This is a genomic window from Pseudomonas sp. MYb13 (genome assembly GCF_002980075.1).
Taxonomy (GTDB): Bacteria; Pseudomonadota; Gammaproteobacteria; order Pseudomonadales; family Pseudomonadaceae; genus Aquipseudomonas; species Aquipseudomonas lurida.
The window spans coordinates 403,916-423,047 of the sequence record NZ_PCQI01000001.1 but is presented as its reverse complement, the minus strand read 5'-3'; the positions used below and the strand labels follow the sequence as shown (position 1 = coordinate 423,047).

Annotated in this window: 17 protein-coding genes; 8 read left to right on the top strand and 9 right to left on the bottom strand. The window is 60.4% G+C overall.

The features are described from left to right. Positions 1–120: 120 nt before the first annotated feature. Positions 121–1,491, bottom strand: coding sequence for an OprD family porin (locus CQ002_RS01960; protein WP_105163030.1), 1,371 nt, complete (start codon positions 1,489–1,491; stop codon positions 121–123). Positions 1,492–1,860: 369 nt separating this feature from the next. Between CQ002_RS01960 and tauA the strand changes: the two genes are divergently transcribed. Beyond that, a complete protein-coding gene (gene tauA, locus CQ002_RS01955) occupies positions 1,861–2,847 on the top strand; it encodes a taurine ABC transporter substrate-binding protein (RefSeq protein WP_105163031.1) in 987 nt (328 codons plus the stop codon). Between the two features lie 110 nt (positions 2,848–2,957). Here tauA and argA read toward each other — a convergent pair whose 3' ends face one another. Next, positions 2,958–4,259, bottom strand: coding sequence for an amino-acid N-acetyltransferase (gene argA / locus CQ002_RS01950; protein ID WP_034110104.1), 1,302 nt, complete (start codon positions 4,257–4,259; stop codon positions 2,958–2,960). 135 nt (positions 4,260–4,394) lie between these two features. Beyond that, complete coding sequence (argE, locus tag CQ002_RS01945; RefSeq protein ID WP_098467542.1) at positions 4,395–5,543, bottom strand: acetylornithine deacetylase; 1,149 nt, start codon at positions 5,541–5,543, stop codon at positions 4,395–4,397. Positions 5,544–5,701: 158 nt separating this feature from the next. Between argE and CQ002_RS01940 the strand changes: the two genes are divergently transcribed. Beyond that, on the top strand, positions 5,702–7,069 hold the full coding sequence (locus tag CQ002_RS01940; RefSeq protein WP_105163032.1) for an inorganic triphosphatase: 1,368 nt from the start codon (positions 5,702–5,704) through the stop codon (positions 7,067–7,069). Positions 7,070–7,136: 67 nt separating this feature from the next. Here CQ002_RS01940 and CQ002_RS01935 read toward each other — a convergent pair whose 3' ends face one another. After that, positions 7,137–7,607 (bottom strand): Lrp/AsnC family transcriptional regulator, encoded by a 471-nt coding sequence (locus tag CQ002_RS01935; protein WP_034110110.1) that lies wholly within the window; start codon positions 7,605–7,607, stop codon positions 7,137–7,139. 127 nt (positions 7,608–7,734) lie between these two features. On the opposite strand from CQ002_RS01935, the gene CQ002_RS01930 reads away from it, so the two are divergent. The 6 genes from CQ002_RS01930 (at position 7,735) to CQ002_RS01905 (ending at position 12,995) form a co-directional block, all read left to right on the top strand. Continuing rightward, entirely contained in the window at positions 7,735–8,073 is a 339-nt protein-coding gene (locus CQ002_RS01930) for a hypothetical protein (protein WP_034110112.1), read from the top strand. Between the two features lie 84 nt (positions 8,074–8,157). Further along, entirely contained in the window at positions 8,158–9,837 is a 1,680-nt protein-coding gene (locus CQ002_RS01925) for a GspE/PulE family protein (protein WP_105163033.1), read from the top strand. Between the two features lie 77 nt (positions 9,838–9,914). Beyond that, positions 9,915–10,835: an SPFH domain-containing protein gene (locus CQ002_RS01920; RefSeq protein ID WP_010207363.1), complete on the top strand. Its 921-nt coding sequence runs from the start codon at positions 9,915–9,917 to the stop codon at positions 10,833–10,835. 10 nt (positions 10,836–10,845) lie between these two features. Further along, the gene (locus tag CQ002_RS01915) at positions 10,846–11,292 is read left to right on the top strand and encodes an NfeD family protein (protein ID WP_034110117.1); all 447 of its coding nucleotides are present in this window, start codon (positions 10,846–10,848) and stop codon (positions 11,290–11,292) included. A gap of 69 nt (positions 11,293–11,361) precedes the next feature. Further along, positions 11,362–11,676, top strand: coding sequence for a DUF2388 domain-containing protein (locus CQ002_RS01910; RefSeq protein ID WP_003176799.1), 315 nt, complete (start codon positions 11,362–11,364; stop codon positions 11,674–11,676). 176 nt (positions 11,677–11,852) lie between these two features. Further along, the gene (locus CQ002_RS01905; protein ID WP_069078521.1) at positions 11,853–12,995 is read left to right on the top strand and encodes a DegT/DnrJ/EryC1/StrS aminotransferase family protein; all 1,143 of its coding nucleotides are present in this window, start codon (positions 11,853–11,855) and stop codon (positions 12,993–12,995) included. Between the two features lie 127 nt (positions 12,996–13,122). On the opposite strand, the gene gcvH is transcribed toward CQ002_RS01905, so the two are convergent. The 5 genes from gcvH to CQ002_RS01880 all read right to left on the bottom strand — a co-directional run bounded on the left by gcvH (position 13,123) and on the right by CQ002_RS01880 (position 19,131). Next, a complete protein-coding gene (gene gcvH, locus CQ002_RS01900) occupies positions 13,123–13,506 on the bottom strand; it encodes a glycine cleavage system protein GcvH (RefSeq protein ID WP_034110119.1) in 384 nt (127 codons plus the stop codon). Between the two features lie 53 nt (positions 13,507–13,559). Then, positions 13,560–14,642 carry a glycine cleavage system aminomethyltransferase GcvT gene (gene gcvT, locus CQ002_RS01895; RefSeq protein ID WP_034110121.1) on the bottom strand — a complete coding sequence of 361 codons (1,083 nt, stop codon included), beginning with the start codon at positions 14,640–14,642 and terminating at the stop codon, positions 13,560–13,562. A gap of 156 nt (positions 14,643–14,798) precedes the next feature. Further along, positions 14,799–16,415, bottom strand: a complete 1,617-nt coding sequence (locus CQ002_RS01890) for an iron ABC transporter permease (RefSeq protein WP_034110124.1) — start codon at positions 16,413–16,415, stop codon at positions 14,799–14,801. A gap of 163 nt (positions 16,416–16,578) precedes the next feature. Further along, a complete protein-coding gene (locus CQ002_RS01885) occupies positions 16,579–17,583 on the bottom strand; it encodes an extracellular solute-binding protein (RefSeq protein WP_034110126.1) in 1,005 nt (334 codons plus the stop codon). A gap of 327 nt (positions 17,584–17,910) precedes the next feature. Continuing rightward, complete coding sequence (locus CQ002_RS01880; RefSeq protein ID WP_164403475.1) at positions 17,911–19,131, bottom strand: 2-octaprenyl-3-methyl-6-methoxy-1,4-benzoquinol hydroxylase; 1,221 nt, start codon at positions 19,129–19,131, stop codon at positions 17,911–17,913. Between the last annotated feature and the right edge of the window lies 1 nt (position 19,132).

The window sequence follows — 19,132 nt, the reverse complement described above, 5'->3', positions numbered from 1 at the left end:
ACGCTGTACACAGAGGGGTTCGGGAAGGGCCTGCGGGGGTTTGGCCCGACTTGAAAGCAAGACACCTTGCCCGGCGTTGCGCCGGGCAAGGTTTTACAGACTTACAACAGCTTCACGCTACTAGAACAGTGGCAGCGAGTAGCTGACGATCAGGCGGTTTTCGTCCTGGGAACGGGTGTTCGCCAGGTCGGTACGCCACATCGCATTTTTCCAGGCAACACCGAGGTTTTTCAGCGGGCCTTCTGGAATCACGTAGGCAACGGTGATGTCGCGCTCCCACTCGGACTGGCCGGTGATTTCAGTACGTGCGGCGTTGGTGCCGACGGTGTCAATGTCGCTACCTTTGAGGTACACAACACCAGCAGTCAGGCCAGGCACACCCACTTTTGCGAAGTCATAGGCGTAGCGAGCTTGCCAGGTACGCTCGCCAGCGCGGGCGAACTTCTGGATTTGCATATCGGTAGTGATGTAAGCCGACGAACCATCACCCTGGTTCAACCAAGGGAAGTCGCTGCTGCCATTGCTGACCTGGTAACCACCACCGAAGGTGTGACCGCCAACGGTGTACAGGAAAAGACCACTGTACAGATTGTTGTCGACTTTGCCTCGACCACCAGTGAAACCGTTGTAGTTACCGGTAGTGTAGTAAGTGGTGGTGTCACCGTTCTTACCATCGTCAGAGCTGTTGAAATAACGCAGGTCAGATTTCAATACACCCGGGCCGATAGCCCAGTTGTGGGTCAGACCCAGGAAGTGTTGCTTGTAGAAATCTTCCAGATTGCCGTAGTAGTACTGGGCAGTCAGGTCCTTGGTCAGCTTGTAGTCACCACCAGCGTAGTAGAATTTGTTGCTGAACTTGCCTGTCTTGTAGTTGGAGCTGTTGTTGGCACCAGCGATCGACAGATTTTCGTTGTTGCTGGAGTTACGGCCCTTGGCCTTTTCCACCTGACCGGCGACCAAGGTCAAATCCTTGATGTCGTTGGTAGTGATCTGGCCACCTTGGAAGGTTTGCGGCAGCAGACGACCATCGTTGGTCACGATAACTGGCAGCTTAGGCTGCAAGGTGCCCAGCTTCAGTTCTGTTTGGGAGATCTTCACCTTACCGGTCACGCCCAGGCTGGCGTAATCGTTGACAGCTTTGTTGCCGTCGCTTGGGAAGACGGTGCCGCCAGAAGCGGTGCCAGTGTAGTTACCATGATCAGCTTTGCTCGAATCCAGACGCACGCCGTACAGACCGATCGCATCAACACCAAATTGAACAGTGCCTTGGGTGTAACCCGAGATGAAACGCAGGTCAAAGCCTTGGCCCCACTCGGCGTTTTTGCTGCGAGTGTTGGACGTGGCGTTAGGATGACCATCACGGTTATCAGTGTTGATATAAAAGTTACGCAGCCCCAGTGTTGCCTTGCTGTCTTCGATGAAACCGGCGGAGTTTGCCTGTTGGGCAATCGCAGCTACAGCCACGGCCAACGCCAATGTTGACTTCTTCATGTACCGCTCCTCTCATTTCTAATTTTTGTATTTCTTTGGTCTCGGGTCTGACGCCCTCGATCCACAGATGCGCGATTAGCGCCAGATAGTGACTACCAAGTCAATCGTAACCTTGTATGTCTACTACCTTCGTCTAACCGCAGTTGATTTGGTCCCTGCAGGGTAATGAGTTTTTCATACACCCAAAAAGAATTGTTTCATTCTTTTTCATACGATTTGGGAATAAGCCTTTCGATGACGCGGGCAAGTCGGGTAGACGAACCGCTCCATAAGCTAATTCCTAAACGGTATTTATTAGCGCTTTTTTAGATCGAATAGTGTGATCGTACTGCTGCATACGTCACCCACGATCAAAAAGGCGACGCCATCATGGCCAAACGCACATCCTCCCGTCAATTTGTTACAGTTTTTGTGTCACTAATACTTTCTTTTGGTGTCAAAGCGGCCGATTTGACCATCGGCTACCAAACTGGCATCGATCCCAGCAAAGTCCCACAGGCCGATGGCCTCTACGAAAAGGCCATTGGCGAGAAGATCGCGTGGCGCCGGTTCAACAGTGGGCCGGAAGTCGTAACGGCTATCGCCTCCGGCGATGTGCAAATCGGTAACCTCGGTTCCAGCCCCCTCGCCGCGGCAGCTTCGCGCAATCTACCCATCGTCGCGTTTATCGTATCGGCCCAGATCAACACTTCTGAAGCCTTGGTGGTGCGTAACGGCAGCGGCATCGAAAAACCCGAAGACCTGGTCGGCAAGACCATCGCCACGCCGTTTGTCTCAACGTCTCATTACAGCCTGCTCGGCGCGCTGAAGCACTGGGGCCTGGACACCAGGCAAGTCAAGGTAGTGAACCTGCAGCCGGCCGAAATTGCCGCCGCGTGGAAACGTGGCGACATCGACGGTGCATTCGTGTGGTCGCCGGCCCTGGGCGAAATCCGCAAGACCGGCAAGACCCTGACAGACGCGGCCCAGGTGGGTCAGTGGGGCGCACCAACGTTTGAGGTGTGGGTGGCACGCAAGGATTTTGCGCAAAAACATCCTGACGTAGTGGCCAGGTTTGCCAAGGTCACGCTGGACGCTTTCGCCGACTATGCCGACCATAAAGAGCAGTGGACAGTGGATTCTGAGCCGGTGCAGAAAATCGCGAAACTGACAGGTTCAAACGCCGCCGATATCCCAGAGCTGTTGGCCGGTACCACGTTCCCGGATGCGCAGGCACAGCAAACCGGCGCGCTGCTAAAGGGCGGCACGGCGAAGGCGATTGGGGAGACGGCGAAGTTCTTGAAGGAACAAGGAAAGGTTGAGGCAGTGTTGCCAGACTATTCAGGGTACGTGACCGATAAATTCGTCAAACCCTGAACCCTGTAGGAGCCGGCTTGCCGGCGATGCTAGCGACTCGGTCTTGCACATAACCGAGGTGATGCAATCGCAGGCAAGCCAGCTCCCACAAGAGCCAGCCTTGCGGTAAGTCAGAGAGCCTTCTCGAAAATCTTCGAATTACGCTGATAGTTGTACAGCGAAGCCCGCGCCGACGGCAAACGGTCCACACTGCTCGGCACAAAACCCCGCTCACGGAACCAGTGGGCGGTGCGTGTGGTGAGGACAAACAGAGTCTTCAACCCTTGGGCCCTGGCACGTGATTCGATACGCTCCAGCAACACATCGCCGCGCGCGCCGTGGCGATATTCCGGGTTCACCGCCAGGCACGCCAGCTCGCCCGCATCCGAATCCGCGATCTGGTACAGCGCCGCGCAGGCGATGATCATGCCTTCGCGCTCCACCACGCTGAATTGCTCGATCTCGCGCTCCAATACTTCCCGCGAACGGCGCACCAGGATGCCCTGCTCTTCCAACGGGCTGATCAGGTCGAGCAAACCACCAACGTCTTCAATCGCCGCTTCACGCACCAGTTCGAATTGCTCCTGGGCCACCAGCGTGCCGCCGCCGTCGCGGGTGAACAGTTCGGTGAGCAACGCGCCGTCTTCGGCGTAGCTGACAATATGACTGCGCCCTACTCCGCCACGGCAGGCCTCGGCGGCCGCATCCAACAACTCAGCCTGGTAGTTGCTGCTGCCCAGGCGCTGCAGGTGCGCAGGCACTTGTTGCGGGCGCAGTTCGCGCACCAGGCGACCGTTTTCATCGATCAGGCCCATGTCTGCGCCAAACAGCAGCAGCTTGTCGGCACCCAGGTCGATGGCAGCGCGGGTGGCGACGTCCTCGCAGGCCAGGTTGAAGATCTCACCCGTGGGTGAATACCCCAGCGGCGAAAGCAGCACGATGGAGCGCTCGTCCAGCAGGCGGTTGATACCCTTGCGGTCGACGCGGCGCACTTCGCCGGTGTGGTGGTAGTCCACGCCTTCCAATACGCCGATAGGACGCGCGGTCACCAGGTTGCCACTGGCCACCCGCAGGCGCGAACCCTGCATTGGCGACGACGCCATGTCCATGGAAAGGCGCGCTTCAATGGCGATACGCAGTTGGCCGACCGCGTCGATCACACACTCCAGCGTGGCCGCATCAGTGATGCGCAAGCCTTCGTGGTAAGCCGGGGTCAGGCCACGCGCTTCAAGGCGTGCCTCGATCTGTGGACGCGAACCGTGGACCAGCACCAGTCGCACACCGAGGCTGTGGAGCAACACCAGGTCGTGGACGATATTGCCGAAGTTGGGATGTTCCACGCCATCGCCAGGCAGCATGACAACGAAGGTGCAGTCCCGGTGGGCGTTGATGTACGGCGAAGCGTGACGAAGCCAATTAACGTAGTCGGGCATTGAACCTGGGCCTGTAATAAAAAGCAGCCGAAAAAGGATGAGTCGTGAAAACGCACAGCTGGCTGATGGTTATCGTCGGAACAGGCTTGGCGACACGCTCACTCTCCTTCTATGTACGAACAGGCAGGGGTTAATTTATGCAGGCTTCAGGCAGTAATGTTCGATCAGTTCCCGCAATAGACGCACTGTAGGCGTCAAGCGTGACATTTCGAGGTACTCGCCCGGCTGGTGGGCGCAGGCGATGTCGCCGGGGCCCAGCACCAGGGTTTCACAACCCAGGCGCTGAAGATAAGGCGCTTCGGTGCCGAACGCTACTGCTTCGGCACGATGGCCGGTCAATCGTTCCGCAACCCGCACCAGTTCGGCATCTTCCGGTTGCTCGAAAGGGGGGACCGCGGGGAACAGTGGCGCGTAGTCAATCTTGACCTGATGGCGCTCGGCGAGCGGTTCAAGCTTCTGCCGGATCGCGGCGCGCAGCACCTCGGGATCCATGCCCGGCAAAGGCCGCAGATCAAACTCCAGGGAGCACTGGCCGCAAATGCGGTTGGGGTTGTCACCACCGTGGATACAGCCAAAGTTCATGGTTGGCTGCGGCACGCTGAATTGCGGGTTACGGTACTCGCGCTGCCAGGCCAGGCGCAGGCCGCGCAATTCGCCGATGGCGTCGTGCATGGCTTCGAGCGCACTGTGGCCCAGGCTTGGGTCCGACGAATGGCCACTTTGGCCAAGGATGTCGATGCGTTCCATCATCACACCTTTATGCAGGCGAATCGGCCTGAGCCCGGTCGGCTCGCCGATCACCGCTGCGCGGCCCAGCGGGCGCCCCGCCTCGGCCAGTGCGCGCGCACCGGACATGGAGCTCTCTTCATCGCAGGTCGCGAGGATCAGCAGCGGCTGCTTGAATGGCTGTTCCAGCAGCGGTAGCACGGCGTCGATGACCAGGGCGAAAAAACCCTTCATGTCGCAACTGCCCAACCCTACCCAGCGGCCGTCAACTTCTGTCAGCTTGAGCGGATCGGTCTTCCACAGCGCGGCGTCATAGGGAACGGTGTCGCTGTGGCCCGCCAGCACCAGGCCACCGGGACCACTGCCGAAGCTGGCCAGCAGGTTGAACTTGCCGGGGCTGACGGTCTGGATGTCGATGGAGAACCCCAAGTCGCCCAGCCAAGTGGCGAGCAAATCGATGACCGGGCGGTTGGTCTGGTCGAGAGACGCTTGGGTGCAACTGACCGAAGGCGCGGCAATCAATGCGGCGAACTGCTCTTTCATGGACGGTAACGGCATGCGCGGTCTCTCAACTTCCCGGATGAGCCTCACTATAGAGCCATCTGCACGACACAATAAACCGTTGCGGCACGTTGCCGGGCTCAGTCCTGTACACTGCACGACCTTGGCAGCCACTCTTTTCCCCGGCTGCGCTCCCGATCCTGGATTTTCCGGCCATGCAGAAAGAAACCGAAATCAAGCTCCGTGTCAGCCGCGAGACCCTCGCCGCGCTGCGTGAGCACCCGCTCCTGAAAAAACGCAACAAAAGTGGCTGGGAACGCCGTGAGTTGATGAACCAGTACTTTGACACCCCCGAACGCGACCTGGCCCAGGCCAAAGTCGCCCTGCGCCTGCGCAAGGACGGTGACGACATCATCCAGACCCTCAAGACCCGTGGCCAAAGCGTCGCCGGCTTGTCGGAACGTAACGAATACAACTGGGAACTGCCCAAAGCCAAGCTCGACGTGAAGAAACTCGATGGTGAGTGCTGGCCCGAGCAACTGGCCGAGCTGGACAAAAAAACCCTCAAGCCGATCTTCACCACCGATTTCGTGCGTGAACGCGCCGAAATCGCTTGGGGCCGTGGCAAGGCCAAGGTGGTGATCGAAGCGGCCCTGGACCTGGGCCATGTGGTGGTCGGCAAGCAGAAGGAAGAAATCTGCGAGCTGGAACTGGAACTGCGCGAAGGTGAGCCGGCCGCGTTGCTGGAACTGGCCGCCGAACTGGCCGCGACCCTGGCGCTGATGCCCTGTGACATCAGCAAGGCCGAACGCGGCTACCGCCTGTACGACGCCAGCAGCTACTCCCTGAGCCTACCGGCGCCGCAGTTGCACGCCGAAATGCCATTGGACGATGCCTTCGCCGCAATCATGTGGCACCTGCTGGGCAGCAGCCAGCGCCTGGCCGAGCAATACCGCTTCAACGGCCACTGGCGCCTGCTGCAAGACTGGGTCGACAACCTCGGCGAACTGCGCGCCCTGGTCGGCAGCCTCGGCCAGGCCGCACCGCGTCAATCCACCAGCGAACTGCGCAGCGCCCTCGATGCCCTGCTGGAAGACTGGCGCCCCTTGGTGCAGGCTGGCGACGACGATGAAGACATTCGCAAAGCCGCCCCCGAACAGTTCATCGAAGAACTGAATGACGTGCGCTGGGGCCTGTTCTCACTGAATGCTTCGCGCTGGCTGCTGGCCCGTACCTGGACCGCTGACCGCAACGTACGTGGCAACCGCCAGGGCGCCGCGCAAATCACCAACTGGCTGCCACGCCTGCTGGCCGACGACGCCGTCGCCCTGCAACTGCCGCGCTACCAGCAACAGCCGGAAGACCTGGCTGAACAGTTGCCGCGCATCGAACGCATCCAGGCTTGGCTGCACCATGCCCGTCAGGTGGTCGACATCCCGGAACTGGACCGCCTGTATGGCGAGCTGAACAAGTTGGCGCAACTGGCCAACCAGCCGATCACCGATGAGTCACTGGACGCGCGGATGCATCAGGCGATTGCGGTGTATCAGAACCGTGCCTGGAAGACCTTGTTGCGTCTGTAAGTTCGCTATCGCCGGCTCCTGCACTGTCCCTGTAGGAGCCGGCTTGCCGGCGATAAGGCCATCCCTGTCAGCGCAATACTGGCAGGCTGGTGGTGGACTTGATCTCGGACAACGCCACAATCGAGTTGACCTCCTGAATCCCCGGCACCATCGACAGTTTCTCGAAGAAAAACCGCTCATACGCCTCAATGTCCGAGGTGACGATGCGCAGCAGAAAATCCACCGCCCCCATCAGCACATAACACTCCAACACTTCCGGAAACCCACGAATTGCGTCGGTGAACTCGTTGAAGTTGGAACGGCCGTGGGCGTTGAGTTTTACCTCGGCGAAAATCTGCGTATTGAGGCCGATCTTCTTGCGGTCCAGCAGGGTCACCTGGCCACGAATCACGCCCTCTTCTTTCAGCCGCTGGATCCGCCGCCAGCACGGGGATTGAGACAGCCCCACCTGTTCGGCGATCTGCGCGCTGGAAAGCGAGGCGTCTTCTTGCAACAGAGCCAGGATACGGCGGTCGTAGGCGTCCAGCTCGCTGTGCATATAAATACCCGTTATGGCGCTTATCTTGAATTGAATGAGTCGATTAATCGAATAATAGGCTCATCTTAGATAAGAAATCTCCCGAGGCGAATGTAAAAATTTCTCCAGCCGATTTAGGAGAGCCTGCATGCACGCCGTCGAAACCACCCACCCTGTTACCCGCGTTGATGCGTGGGCCGTGAATAGCGCCCATTGCCAGGCGCACTACCGGATCGTCGCGGAGGCGGAGCCGGACGTGTTGTGCCGGGTACTCAACTTTTTCGCCCTGCAGTTCCTCACGCCTCAGCAGGTCACAGCGTGCCGGGAAGACGACCTGCTGCACCTCGACATCGTGATCGATGGCTTGAGCTGGCACCGCGCCCAGGTGATCGGTGAAAAGATTCGAAACCTGATCAGCGTTTGCACACTGGATCTGCGGCCCGCCGATTCCGTGGGGCCTGCGGCGGTGGTGGCCGTCGCCCAGTAAAAACCTGCAATACACGCGGGGAGGTGGATAGCCAGAGCCTGGCTAGCCTGGGATTTATGCCTACTGCCTCCCAGGAAATCCACCATGCTTGTCGATCAACGATTGGAACTGCATCAGCTGTTGCCGGCTTTGGTCGAAGGGCGACTCATCCCCCCCGACATTGCGCAAAGCTTGCTGGCGTTACCGGCCAGCAACACCCAGCATCCGCTGGAGACCATCGCAGCCCATGGCCCCGACCTGGAAACCCTGACCGCATGGCTCGCCCAGCATGCCGGGCAACCTTATCTGCGCATCGACCCGTTGAAGATCGATGTGGCCGCGGTGGTGCCGTTGATGTCCCACGCGTTCGCCCAACGCCATGCCATCCTCGCGGTGGCGGTAGACGCCCACACGGTTACCGTTGCGAGCGCCCAGCCCCTTGTCTCCAGTTGGGAAGCAGGGCTCGCGCAGGTGCTCAAGCGTTCGATCAAGCGCGTAGTCGCCAACCCCCAAGACATTGCGCGTTGTATCAGCGAGTTCTACCGTTTGGCCAAGTCCGTCAGCGGTGCCGACCAAAAGGTCGCGGCGCCTGGCAATGTCGAATGGCTCAACCTCGGCGCCGGCGAGCAAGAGCCGGATGCCAATGACGCGCATATCGTCAATATCGTCGACTGGTTGTTGCAGTACGCCTTCGGCCAGCGCGCCAGTGATATCCACATCGAGCCGGGCCGTGAACAGGGCCGCGTACGCTTTCGCATTGATGGGTTGCTGCATGACGTCTATCAGTTTCCGCCTCAGGTCACCATGGCGGTGGTCAGCCGCCTGAAAAGCCTGGGCCGCATGAACGTGGCGGAAAAACGCAGGCCTCAGGATGGCCGCATCAAGACTAAAAGCCCTGCGGGGGCGGAGGTAGAGCTACGCCTGTCAACCTTGCCCACGGCGTTTGGCGAAAAACTGGTGATGCGGATTTTCGACCCGCAGGTGCTGCTCGAAGGTTTTGACCAACTGGGCTTGTCGGTGGATGACCAACAGCGCTGGCACGCCATGACGAGCCAGACCAACGGCATCATCCTGGTCACTGGCCCGACCGGTTCGGGCAAGACCAGCACCCTCTATAGCACGCTCAGGCAATTGGCGACCCGGGAGGTCAACCTGTGCACAGTTGAAGACCCGGTCGAGATGGTCGAGCCGGCGTTCAACCAGATGCAGGTGCAGCACAACATCGACCTGACCTTTGCGGCCGGCATCCGCGCCCTGCTACGCCAGGACCCGGACATCATCATGGTCGGCGAGATTCGCGACCAGGAGACCGCCGAAATGGCGATCCAGGCCGCGTTGACCGGGCACCTGGTGCTGTCGACCCTGCATACCAACGATGCACCCAGCGCGATCAGTCGCTTGCAGGAATTGGGCATCGCTCATTATTTGATCAAAGCGACGTTGCTGGGCGTGATGGCGCAGCGATTGGTGCGGGTGTTGTGCCCTCACTGCAAGCGTGCACGGGGTGACGTCCACGAGGCCGTCGGATGTGTCGAATGTCGACACAGTGGTTACCGCGGGCGAGCCGGCGTTCACGAAATCATGGTGTTGAACGATGCGATCAAGGCACTGATCACGCCGGGTGCCGACGTGCAGGCCCTGCGCCAGGCGGCAATCGCCCAAGGCATGTGCAGCCTGCGCAGGGCTGGCCTGCAAAAAGTCGAGGCGGGGCTGACCACGATGTCGGAAGTAGTGCGCGTGACCCCCGGGGATTCAGTAACAAATCCTTTGTTTGTTACTCGGTGAAACCGTTCTTATCGATGACAACACCGTTACAATCGGCCGAACGTCGTTTCACTGACACCATCAGATAGGGAATCGCTATGCAGATCGGAACCGTACTGCTTCTTTTCGTGGGCTTGGCCATCGCCATCCTGTTCATGGGTTTCAAGGTCGTCCCCCAGGGTTATCAATGGACGGTCGAGCGTTTCGGCCGCTACACCAACACCCTGAAGCCTGGCCTGAACATCATCATCCCAGTCATGGATCGCATCGGTCGCAAGATCAACGTGATGGAAAGCGTGCTGGATATTCCGCCCCAGGAAGTCATCACCGCCGACAACGCCACTGTGCAGATCGACGCCGTGTGCTTCTTCCAGGTCGTCAACACTGCCCAGGCGGCCTATGAGGTCAACAACCTCGAACACGCCATCCGCAACCTGCTGCAAACCAACATCCGTACCGTGCTCGGCTCCATGGAGCTGGATGCGATGCTCAGCCAGCGTGACGGTATCAACGAAAAACTGCTGAAAACCGTGGACGAAGCGACCGCGCCGTGGGGCATCAAGATCACCCGTATCGAGATCAAGGACATCAGCCCGCCCGCCGACCTGATGGCTGCCATGTCCGGCCAGATGAAAGCCGAACGGATCAAGCGTGCGCAAATCCTCGAAGCCGAAGGCCTGCGCGCCTCGGCGATCCTGACCGCCGAGGGTAAAAAGCAGGCGCAGATCCTTGAGGCGGAAGGTAGCCGGCAGGCAGCGTTCCTTGAATCCGAAGCCCGTGAGCGCCAGGCCGAAGCAGAAGCGCGTGCGACACAGGTGGTGTCGGAGGCGATTGCGTCAGGCAACGTGCAGGCGGTCAACTACTTCGTCGCGCAAAAATACATCGACGCACTGGGCAAGCTGGCCTCGGCCAACAACAGCAAGGTCATCCTGATGCCGCTGGAAGCGAGCCAAGTCATCGGCGCGGTCGGCGGTATTGGCGAGATCGTCAAGGCAACGTTCGACAACAAGAAAGGCTGAGGCCAGCGCCATGTGGGATTTCCTGCAGCATTTGTCGTTCTGGGATTGGCTGGCACTGGGTACCGTGCTGTTGATTCTCGAGGTATTTGGCGCTGGCGGTTACCTGTTGTGGATGGGTATCGCAGCGGCCGCCGTGGGCGTGATCAAGTTCCTGGTGCCGCCCTTGGGGCTGGAATGGCAGCTCCTGCTGTTCGCCGTGTTGTCGATCCTGACAGCGGTGTACTGGTGGAAGCGCCAGCGCAGCAGCGCCAAGGCCAGCGACCAACCGGGGCTGAACGAGCGGGGCTCGGAGCTGATCGGCCGCACCTTCATGGTGCACCAGGCCATCGTCGATGGGCGGGGCAAGGTAAAAGTCGGCGATGGCGTGTGGATGGTGACCGGCCCGGACAGCCCTGTAGGCGCTCAAGTCCGGGTGGTTGGCCAGGAGGGCGTGGTTTTGAAGGTAGAAACTGTTTAGTCAGTGATGGAACTCGGTTGGGTTATCTACAATCATAAAGTACAGATAACCCACCCGGAGTCACCCATCATGCGTCTCAAATATGCTGTCGCAACCCTCGCTGTGCTTTCCCTCCCTGTCGGTTCAGCCATGGCCGACAGCTTCTGGCGCAATGTCATCTCGTCGGGTGCCACTACCGGCTCGACGTACCTGACCTTCAAGGACCACAAGCTGGTGGTCGCCGCGCAAGACGACGCAGGCAGCTTCGTTGCCAGCGACGGCGGCATCCGTGGCCCGTACCTGGAAGCCGCGATGCAGAAAGTCCGCGCTGACAACCCTGGCCTGCAGGCCACGGATATGGAACTGGCCAACGCCATCCTTGCGAAAAACGCAGTGACCGAATAACCGTTACCGAATATCACCAGCCCCAAGAAAAATGCCGCTTCACAGCGGCATTTTTTTGTCCGATGCGCGACGATTCATTCACAGGCGACAGGCTATATTCAGTCAAGCCGTGCAACCATGCCGGTACTGATACCTTGCTTACTCATCGCCAATCTGAAACGGATGCCTTCGTCGTCATGAGCCAACAGCCCTTCCTGCCGTTTTCCAAACCCACCATTGATGAAGCCACCATTTCGGCAGTAGGCGACGTATTACGCTCAGGCTGGATCACCAGCGGGCCGAAAGTGCAGGCCTTCGAGGCACAGCTGTCGGAATACTTTGGCGGCCGGCCGGTGCGCACCTTCAACTCGGGCACTTGCACCATGGAGATTGCCTTGCGCATCGCCGGTATCGGCCCGGGTGATGAAGTCATCACCACGCCGATCTCTTGGGTTGCCACAGCCAACGTCATTCTGGAAGTGGGTGCTACGCCCGTATTTGCCGATATCGACCCGGTGACGCGCAATATCGACCTGGCCCAGGTAGAAGCTGCCATTACCCCGCGCACCAAGGCGATCATCCCGGTATACCTGGCCGGCCTGCCGCTGGACATGCCGATGCTGTATGCCCTGGCGAACAAGTACAACCTGCGCATCGTCGAGGATGCTGCCCAGGCGCTGGGTTCCAGTTGGGATGGCGAGCGTATCGGCGCCACTGGCGATTTTGTCTCGTTCAGCTTCCAGGCCAACAAGAACATCACGTCTTCCGAGGGCGGTTGCCTGGTATTGAACAATGCCGAAGAAGCGCGGCTGGCCGAGAAATATCGCCTGCAAGGCGTTACCCGCACCGGCTTCGACGGCCTGGACGTAGACGTGCTGGGCGGCAAGTTCAACATGACCGACATCGCCGCCGCCATCGGCCTGGGGCAATTTGCCCATATCGAGAAGATCACCGCGCATCGCCAGAACCTGGCGCGACACTATTTCAAATGCTTTGGCGGTGACTTTGAAGAACAATACGGCGCACAGTTGCCGCCGGCTGATTTCGAAAACAGCAACTGGCACCTGTTCCAGCTCGTGCTGCCGGAGCGTCAGGACGGCCTGCCTGCCCGCGCGACCTTCATGGAGCAGATGCAGGCTCATGGCGTAGGCATTGGCTATCACTACCCGCCGATCCACCTGCTGAGCCTTTATCGGGCACAGGGGTTCAAGGAAGGCATGTTCCCGGTGGCGGAGAGGGTTGGGCGTTTGATCGTGTCGCTGCCGATGTTTACGGCGATGACAGAGGCGGATGTGGAGCGATCGGTAGCGGCAGTCAAAGCGGTGCTCAAGGCCGGCTAACCACAACCAACTGTGGGAGCTGGCTCGGCTGCGATTGCGTCACCTGGGTATCACTGATACGCCAAGGTGCCCGCAACGCAGGCGAGCCAGCTCCCACATTGTTTTGAGCCGTTGCAGCCCTTGGCGTTTACTCGCCGATGGCGGCTTTGTAGCCAGCGGCATCCAGCAGTTTTTCCAGGTCAGCCGGGTTGCTTGGCTTGAGCTTGAAGATCCACGCGCCGTACGGGTCGGAGTTCAGCAGCTCAGGGCTACCACCCAGCTCTTCGTTGACGGCGATCACTTCGCCTGCAACCGGGGCGTAGATATCCGAAGCGGCCTTGACCGACTCAACCACACCCGCCTGATCTGTCGCGCCAAACTGGGCGCCAACTTCGGCCAACTCAACGAATACCACGTCACCCAACGCTTCCTGAGCATGGTCGGAAATACCGACGGTCACGGTGCCGTCAGCTTCCAGGCGCGCCCATTCGTGGCTTTCGGCAAAACGCAGGTCGGCAGGGATATCGCTCATAGTCTGTGTCCTCAAGAAGTAATGTCAGCGGCCATTGGCCTGCCGGAAATAGGTTAGATCAAGGTTTTGCCATGGCGCACGAAGGTCGGTTTGACCACTCGAACCGGGTACCACTTACCGCGGATTTCCACTTCGGCCCGATCAGCGGTTGCCGTCGGTACACGCGCCAGGGCAATGGATTTGCTCAGCGTAGGAGAGAAACTACCACTGGTGATCTCCCCTTCGCCAATATTGGCGATACGAACCACCTGGTGAGCGCGCAAAACCCCGCGCTCTTCCAGTACCAGCCCGACCAGTTTCCACTGCACGCCGGCGGCTTTTTCCGCTTCCAGCGCGGCACGACCAATGAAATTGCGCTCGACAGGCTCCCAGGCGATGCTCCAGGCCATGTTCGACGCCAAGGGCGAAACATCCTGATGGATATCCTGGCCGTACAGGTTCATGCCGGCTTCCAGGCGAAGGGTATCGCGGGCGCCGAGGCCGATGGGTGAAATACCAGCGCCCACCAGGTCGTTGAAAAAGCCCGGCGCCTGATCGGCCGGCAAGACAATCTCCAGGCCGTCTTCGCCGGTGTAGCCCGTACGAGCGATAAACCAATCGCCATCGGCCTGACCCTCGAAGGGCTTGAGCTGGTGAATCAGGGTGCCGCGAGACTGGGTCACCAACTCGGCAATCTTCTGCCGGGCGTGGGGCCCCTGGATGGCCAGCATGGCCAACTCGGACCGCTCATGCAGGTGCACCTGATAGTCGCCCAGTTGCGCGTGCATCCAGGCGATGTCCTGATCGCGGGTGGCAGCATTGACCACCAGCCGATAGGCCGCCTCGGTGCGGTAGACAATCATGTCGTCCACCACGCCGCCCTTTTCGTTGAGCATGGCGCTGTACAACGCACGGCCGCAGCCATGCAGACGTTCGACATCATTGGCCAGCAGGTGCTGGAGCCATTCCTTGGCCTGGGGGCCGGTGACATCGATCACGGTCATATGAGATACATCGAACACCCCGCAGTCGCGTCGCACCTGATGGTGCTCTTCAACTTGCGAGCCGTAGTGCAAAGGCATATCCCAACCGCCAAAATCGACCATTTTCGCGCCGAGGGCGAGATGCAGGTCATACAGAGGCGTACGCTGTCCCATGGGTTTCTCCTTCCGGGCTTGGCGAAGGTGCGCAGCCTTGCCGTTCGTGCCGGACACCTTGAATTACAAGGCCTGCAGCCACGCCCAGCGACTCGATCCGAAAGACGGACCGCACCGAATGCCGCGCATTGTAGCTGCAAGCCGTAGGACTGGCACCTAACCGATTTGCCGGGCGGAGCGTCGGATCAGCCCGATCACCGGTAACAGGCCCACAAGCACCAGGGTCAACGCCGGCAAAGAGGCCCGTGCCCACTCGCCTTCGCTGGTCATTTCAAAGATCCGCACCGCCAGGGTGTCCCAGCCAAATGGGCGCATCAGCAGGGTAGCGGGCATTTCCTTGAGCACATCGACAAACACCAGCAGCGCCGCGCTCAAGGCCCCCGGCATCAGCAACGGTAGATACACTTTGCAAAACAGTCGTGGGCCACTGACGCCAAGACTGCGTGCAGCCTCCGGCAAGGACGGCCGGATACGCGCCAGGCTATTTTCCAGCGGCCCATAGGCCACCGCCAGGAAACGCACCAGATAAGCCAGCACCAAGGCCGACAGGCTGCCTAACAGCAACGGCTTGCCCGCACCGCCGAGCCAACCGGACAGCGGCACCACCAGTTCACGGTCCAGGTAGCTGAACGCCAACATGATCGACACTGCCAGCACCGAGCCCGGCAGCGCGTAGCCGACATTGGCCAGGCTGATGCCGGAGCGGATCGCTCGGGTCGGCGCCAGGCGATTGGCGAAGGCCAGCACCAGTGCCACGCTGACGGTAATCAAGGCGGCGATACCCCCCAAGTAAAGGGTATGGATGATCAAGCCAAAATAACGCTCGTCCAGATCGAAGCGGCCGCGCTGCCAGAACCAGGCCACCAGTTGCAGCATCGGGATGACAAAGGCGCAGGCGACCACCAACCCACACCAGCTCGTGGCCGCTGCAGCCTTGAGTCCGCGCAGGTGATACAGCGCCCTGCCCCGTGGTCGCTCATTGCTCGGTCGGCTCGCGCCCCGGGCACGCCGCTCGCCATACAACACCAGCATCACCACCAGCAGCAACAGGCTGGCCAATTGGGCGGCGCTGGAAAGGCTGAAAAAGCCGTACCACGTCTTGTAGATGGCCGTGGTGAACGTGTCGAAGTTGAACACCGAAACCGCGCCGAAATCCGCCAGGGTTTCCATCAGCGCCAGCGCCACTCCGGCACCAATCGCCGGCCGTGCCATGGGCAGGGCCACGTGCCAGAACGCTCGCCAGGGTGATTGCCCAAGCACCCGCGCCGCTTCCATCAAGCCTTTGCCCTGGGCCAGGAATGCGCTGCGCGCCAGCAAGTAGACGTAGGGGTAGAACACCAGCACCAGCACGATGATCACACCGCTGGTGGAACGCACCCGCGGCAGCCTCAAGCCGGAGCCGAACCATTCGCGCAGCAGGGTTTGCACAGGCCCTGAGAAGTCCAGCAGGCCGACAAACACGAACGCCAGCACATACGCAGGAATGGCGAAAGGCAGCATCAGCGCCCAGTCGAGCCAGCGACGGCCGGGAAACTCGCAGAGGCTGGTCAGCCAGGCCAGGCTGACACCCAGCACAGTCACGCCGACACCGACACCCACCACCAGGGTCAGCGTATTGCCCAGCAAGCGCGGCATCTGGGTTTCCCAGAGGTGCGACCAGATCTGGTTGTCGATACTTTGCCAGGACAGCAACAGCACGCTCAGCGGCATCAGCACCAAGGCGGCGACGGTGAAGACCGGCAGGTACCAACGGCGTTGGGCGGGGTGGGCCAAAGGTTATTCTCAGTGGATGAATATCTTGAAGTCGCCGCTAGCCAATGTGGGAGCTGGCTAGCCTGCGATGCAGACACCTCGGTATATCCGTGTCATACCGAGGTGATGCTATCGCAGGCTAGCCAGCTCCCACATTTGGACTGCAGTGTTTTTTAAATGTGTATCAGTTCCAGCCAGCCCGATCCATCAACCGAATCGCCTCAGCCTGGCGTTTGCCCGCCACTTCCACCGGCAAGGTATCCGCCACGAACTTGCCCCAGGTCGCCACTTCGGCCGACGGCGGCACCGCTGGGTTGGCTGGGAACTCCTGGTTCACGTCGGCGAAGATCTTTTGCGCCTCAGGCGTGGTCATCCACTCCACCAGCGCCTTGGCCGCTTCCGGGTGCGGCGCGTGCTGGGTCAGGCCGATACCCGACAGGTTCACGTGCACGCCACGGTCGCCCTGGTTCGGCCAGAACAGCTTCACCGCCAGGTCCGGCTTCTGCTTGTGCAGGCGCCCGTAGTAGTAGGTGTTGACGATGCCCACGTCGCACTGCCCGGCGTTGATGGCTTCGAGCACGGCAATGTCATCGGAGAACACGTCAGTGGACAGGTTGTTGACCCAGCCCTTGACGATTTCCTCGGTCTTGGCCGCGCCGTGGGTTTCGATCAGGGTGGCAGTCAGCGACTGGTTGTAGACCTTTTTCGCCGTGCGCAGGCACAGGCGGCCTTCCCACTGCTTGTCGGCCAGGGCCTCGTAAGTCGTGAGGTCACCCGGTTTGACCCGGTCGGTGGAATAGGCGATGGTCCGGGCACGCAGGCTCAAGCCGGTCCAGGTGTGTTTGGAAGAGCGATATTGCAGGGGAATATTCTTGTCGATCACCGCCGAGGTGAACGGTTGCAGGATACCCATTTGCTCGGCCTGCCAGAGGTTCCCAGCATCAACAGTGAGCAGCAGGTCGGCAGTGGCGTTTTCGCCCTCGGCCTTGATGCGCTGCATCAGCGGGGCTTCCTTGTCGGTGATGAACTTCACCTGCACGCCGGTCTTCTTGGTATAGGCATCGAACACCGGCTTGATCAGTTCGTCGATGCGCGAGGAGTAGACCACCACTTCGTCGGCCGCCTGCACAGTGGTGCTGCCGATCAGGGTGAGTGCCAGAGCAGTCAGGAGCCGCTTGGGTGCCAACATGGGGACGGTCTCTCATTTGCAAAAAGAGGGCAAATGATAAGGACTCACATTTAGTGGCGCTTGGTGGAGGCGTTACTAGATGTTGCAGCCCGGATTTGCACTGTGAACGCCCTGACAACGAACGCTAACCACGCTGCGACGCGAGTAGCTCTTGAGCTTGATCCTGCTTTTGATCCAAGGCGCCCCCCAGGAACCCAAAGTGGCCGTTACCTGGATAACAGGTATGTACTCGATCTGATCCAATACCCAGGTCGCCCGTCAGGCCGCTTTCGCGGGCAAGCCCGCTCCCACATTTCTGGATCGTGGGGTTACGCTGTCGGGCCGCGCCTATAGGGGTTTGGCGAGATCGGGCAAGTCACCGGTCAAGCCCAAGGCTTGGCGCACGAACACCGCCTTGGCTTCGGGCATCTGGTCGACGAGCTTCAGGCCGGCATTGCGCAACCAGCGCAGCGGCAGTTGATCGGCCTGGAACAGGCGCTCGAAACCTTCCATCGCTGCCATCAACGCCAGGTTGTGCGGCATGCGTCGACGTTCGTAACGGCTCAGCACCTTCACGTCCGCCAGTCGTTCACCCCGCTCGGTCGCCGCCAACAGCACTTCGGCCAACACCGCGGCATCCAGGAAACCCAGGTTCACGCCCTGCCCCGCCAAGGGGTGGATGACATGGGCCGCGTCGCCAATCAACGCCAGGCCTTCGGCCACATAGCGCTTGGCATGTCGCTGACGCAACGGCACGCAGACACGCGGGTCGGCGCTGATCACGTGACCCAGTTGCCCTTCGAAGGCGCGCTCCAGTTCACGGCAAAAGCTTTCATCGTCCAACGCCATCAAGCGTTCAGATTCGGCCGGCGTGGTCGACCAGACGATCGAGCACCAATCCTCCTGTCCATCCCGCACCAGCGGCAAAAACGCCAGTGGGCCGGTATCGGTAAACCGTTGCCATGCCGTGCGCTGATGCGGCTGGCTGCTGCGCACGCTGGTAACGATGGCGTTATGCAGGTAATCCCATTCGCGGGTCGCGGTGCCGGTCAGGCGGCGCACAGCGGAATGGGCGCCGTCTGCGGCCACCACCAGGGGCGCGCGCAATTTGCGCCCATCGGCCAACGTCAGCAGCCAGTCATCGCCGGAGCGGCGCATCTGTTCCAGGCGTGCATTGGCAAGCAGGCCCAGGTCGCAGTCATGCAGGCGGTCAAGCAAGGCATCCTGAACCACGCGGTTCTCGACGATGTGCCCGAGCACCTCGGCATGCACGCTGGCCGCCGAGAAGTGGATCTGCCCGGTGCCGCTGCCGTCCCACACCTGCATCTCGCCGTAGGGGCTGGCGCGCCGTGAGACGATGCCGTCCCATACACCCAGGCGCTCGAGGATGCGCTGGCTGGCGGCGGACAAGGCACTCACCCGGGGCTCGAAGGCCGCGTCGCGGTCGAACGGCTTGACACTCAGCGGGCTGCCGTCGAGCAGCAGCACCTGCAAGCCACTGCCCTGCAACGCCAGCGCCAGGGCGCTTCCGACCATTCCGGCCCCGACAATCAGCACATCTGCGCGCATG

What these genes read in the sequence shown, in the direction of transcription:
- CQ002_RS01885 (WP_034110126.1), bottom strand. Translation starts at nt 17,583, where the DNA reads ATGTTGGCACCCAAGCGGCTCCTGACTGCTCTGGCACTCACCCTGATC.
- CQ002_RS01925 (WP_105163033.1), top strand. Translation starts at nt 8,158, where the DNA reads ATGCTTGTCGATCAACGATTGGAACTGCATCAGCTGTTGCCGGCTTTG.
- CQ002_RS01930 (WP_034110112.1), top strand. Translation starts at nt 7,735, where the DNA reads ATGCACGCCGTCGAAACCACCCACCCTGTTACCCGCGTTGATGCGTGG.
- tauA (WP_105163031.1), top strand. Translation starts at nt 1,861, where the DNA reads ATGGCCAAACGCACATCCTCCCGTCAATTTGTTACAGTTTTTGTGTCA.
- gcvH (WP_034110119.1), bottom strand. Translation starts at nt 13,506, where the DNA reads ATGAGCGATATCCCTGCCGACCTGCGTTTTGCCGAAAGCCACGAATGG.
- CQ002_RS01935 (WP_034110110.1), bottom strand. Translation starts at nt 7,607, where the DNA reads ATGCACAGCGAGCTGGACGCCTACGACCGCCGTATCCTGGCTCTGTTG.
- CQ002_RS01960 (WP_105163030.1), bottom strand. Translation starts at nt 1,491, where the DNA reads ATGAAGAAGTCAACATTGGCGTTGGCCGTGGCTGTAGCTGCGATTGCC.
- CQ002_RS01920 (WP_010207363.1), top strand. Translation starts at nt 9,915, where the DNA reads ATGCAGATCGGAACCGTACTGCTTCTTTTCGTGGGCTTGGCCATCGCC.
- argA (WP_034110104.1), bottom strand. Translation starts at nt 4,259, where the DNA reads ATGCCCGACTACGTTAATTGGCTTCGTCACGCTTCGCCGTACATCAAC.
- CQ002_RS01905 (WP_069078521.1), top strand. Translation starts at nt 11,853, where the DNA reads ATGAGCCAACAGCCCTTCCTGCCGTTTTCCAAACCCACCATTGATGAA.
- CQ002_RS01940 (WP_105163032.1), top strand. Translation starts at nt 5,702, where the DNA reads ATGCAGAAAGAAACCGAAATCAAGCTCCGTGTCAGCCGCGAGACCCTC.
- CQ002_RS01880 (WP_164403475.1), bottom strand. Translation starts at nt 19,131, where the DNA reads ATGCGCGCAGATGTGCTGATTGTCGGGGCCGGAATGGTCGGAAGCGCC.
- CQ002_RS01910 (WP_003176799.1), top strand. Translation starts at nt 11,362, where the DNA reads ATGCGTCTCAAATATGCTGTCGCAACCCTCGCTGTGCTTTCCCTCCCT.
- argE (WP_098467542.1), bottom strand. Translation starts at nt 5,543, where the DNA reads ATGCCGTTACCGTCCATGAAAGAGCAGTTCGCCGCATTGATTGCCGCG.
- CQ002_RS01915 (WP_034110117.1), top strand. Translation starts at nt 10,846, where the DNA reads ATGTGGGATTTCCTGCAGCATTTGTCGTTCTGGGATTGGCTGGCACTG.
- gcvT (WP_034110121.1), bottom strand. Translation starts at nt 14,642, where the DNA reads ATGGGACAGCGTACGCCTCTGTATGACCTGCATCTCGCCCTCGGCGCG.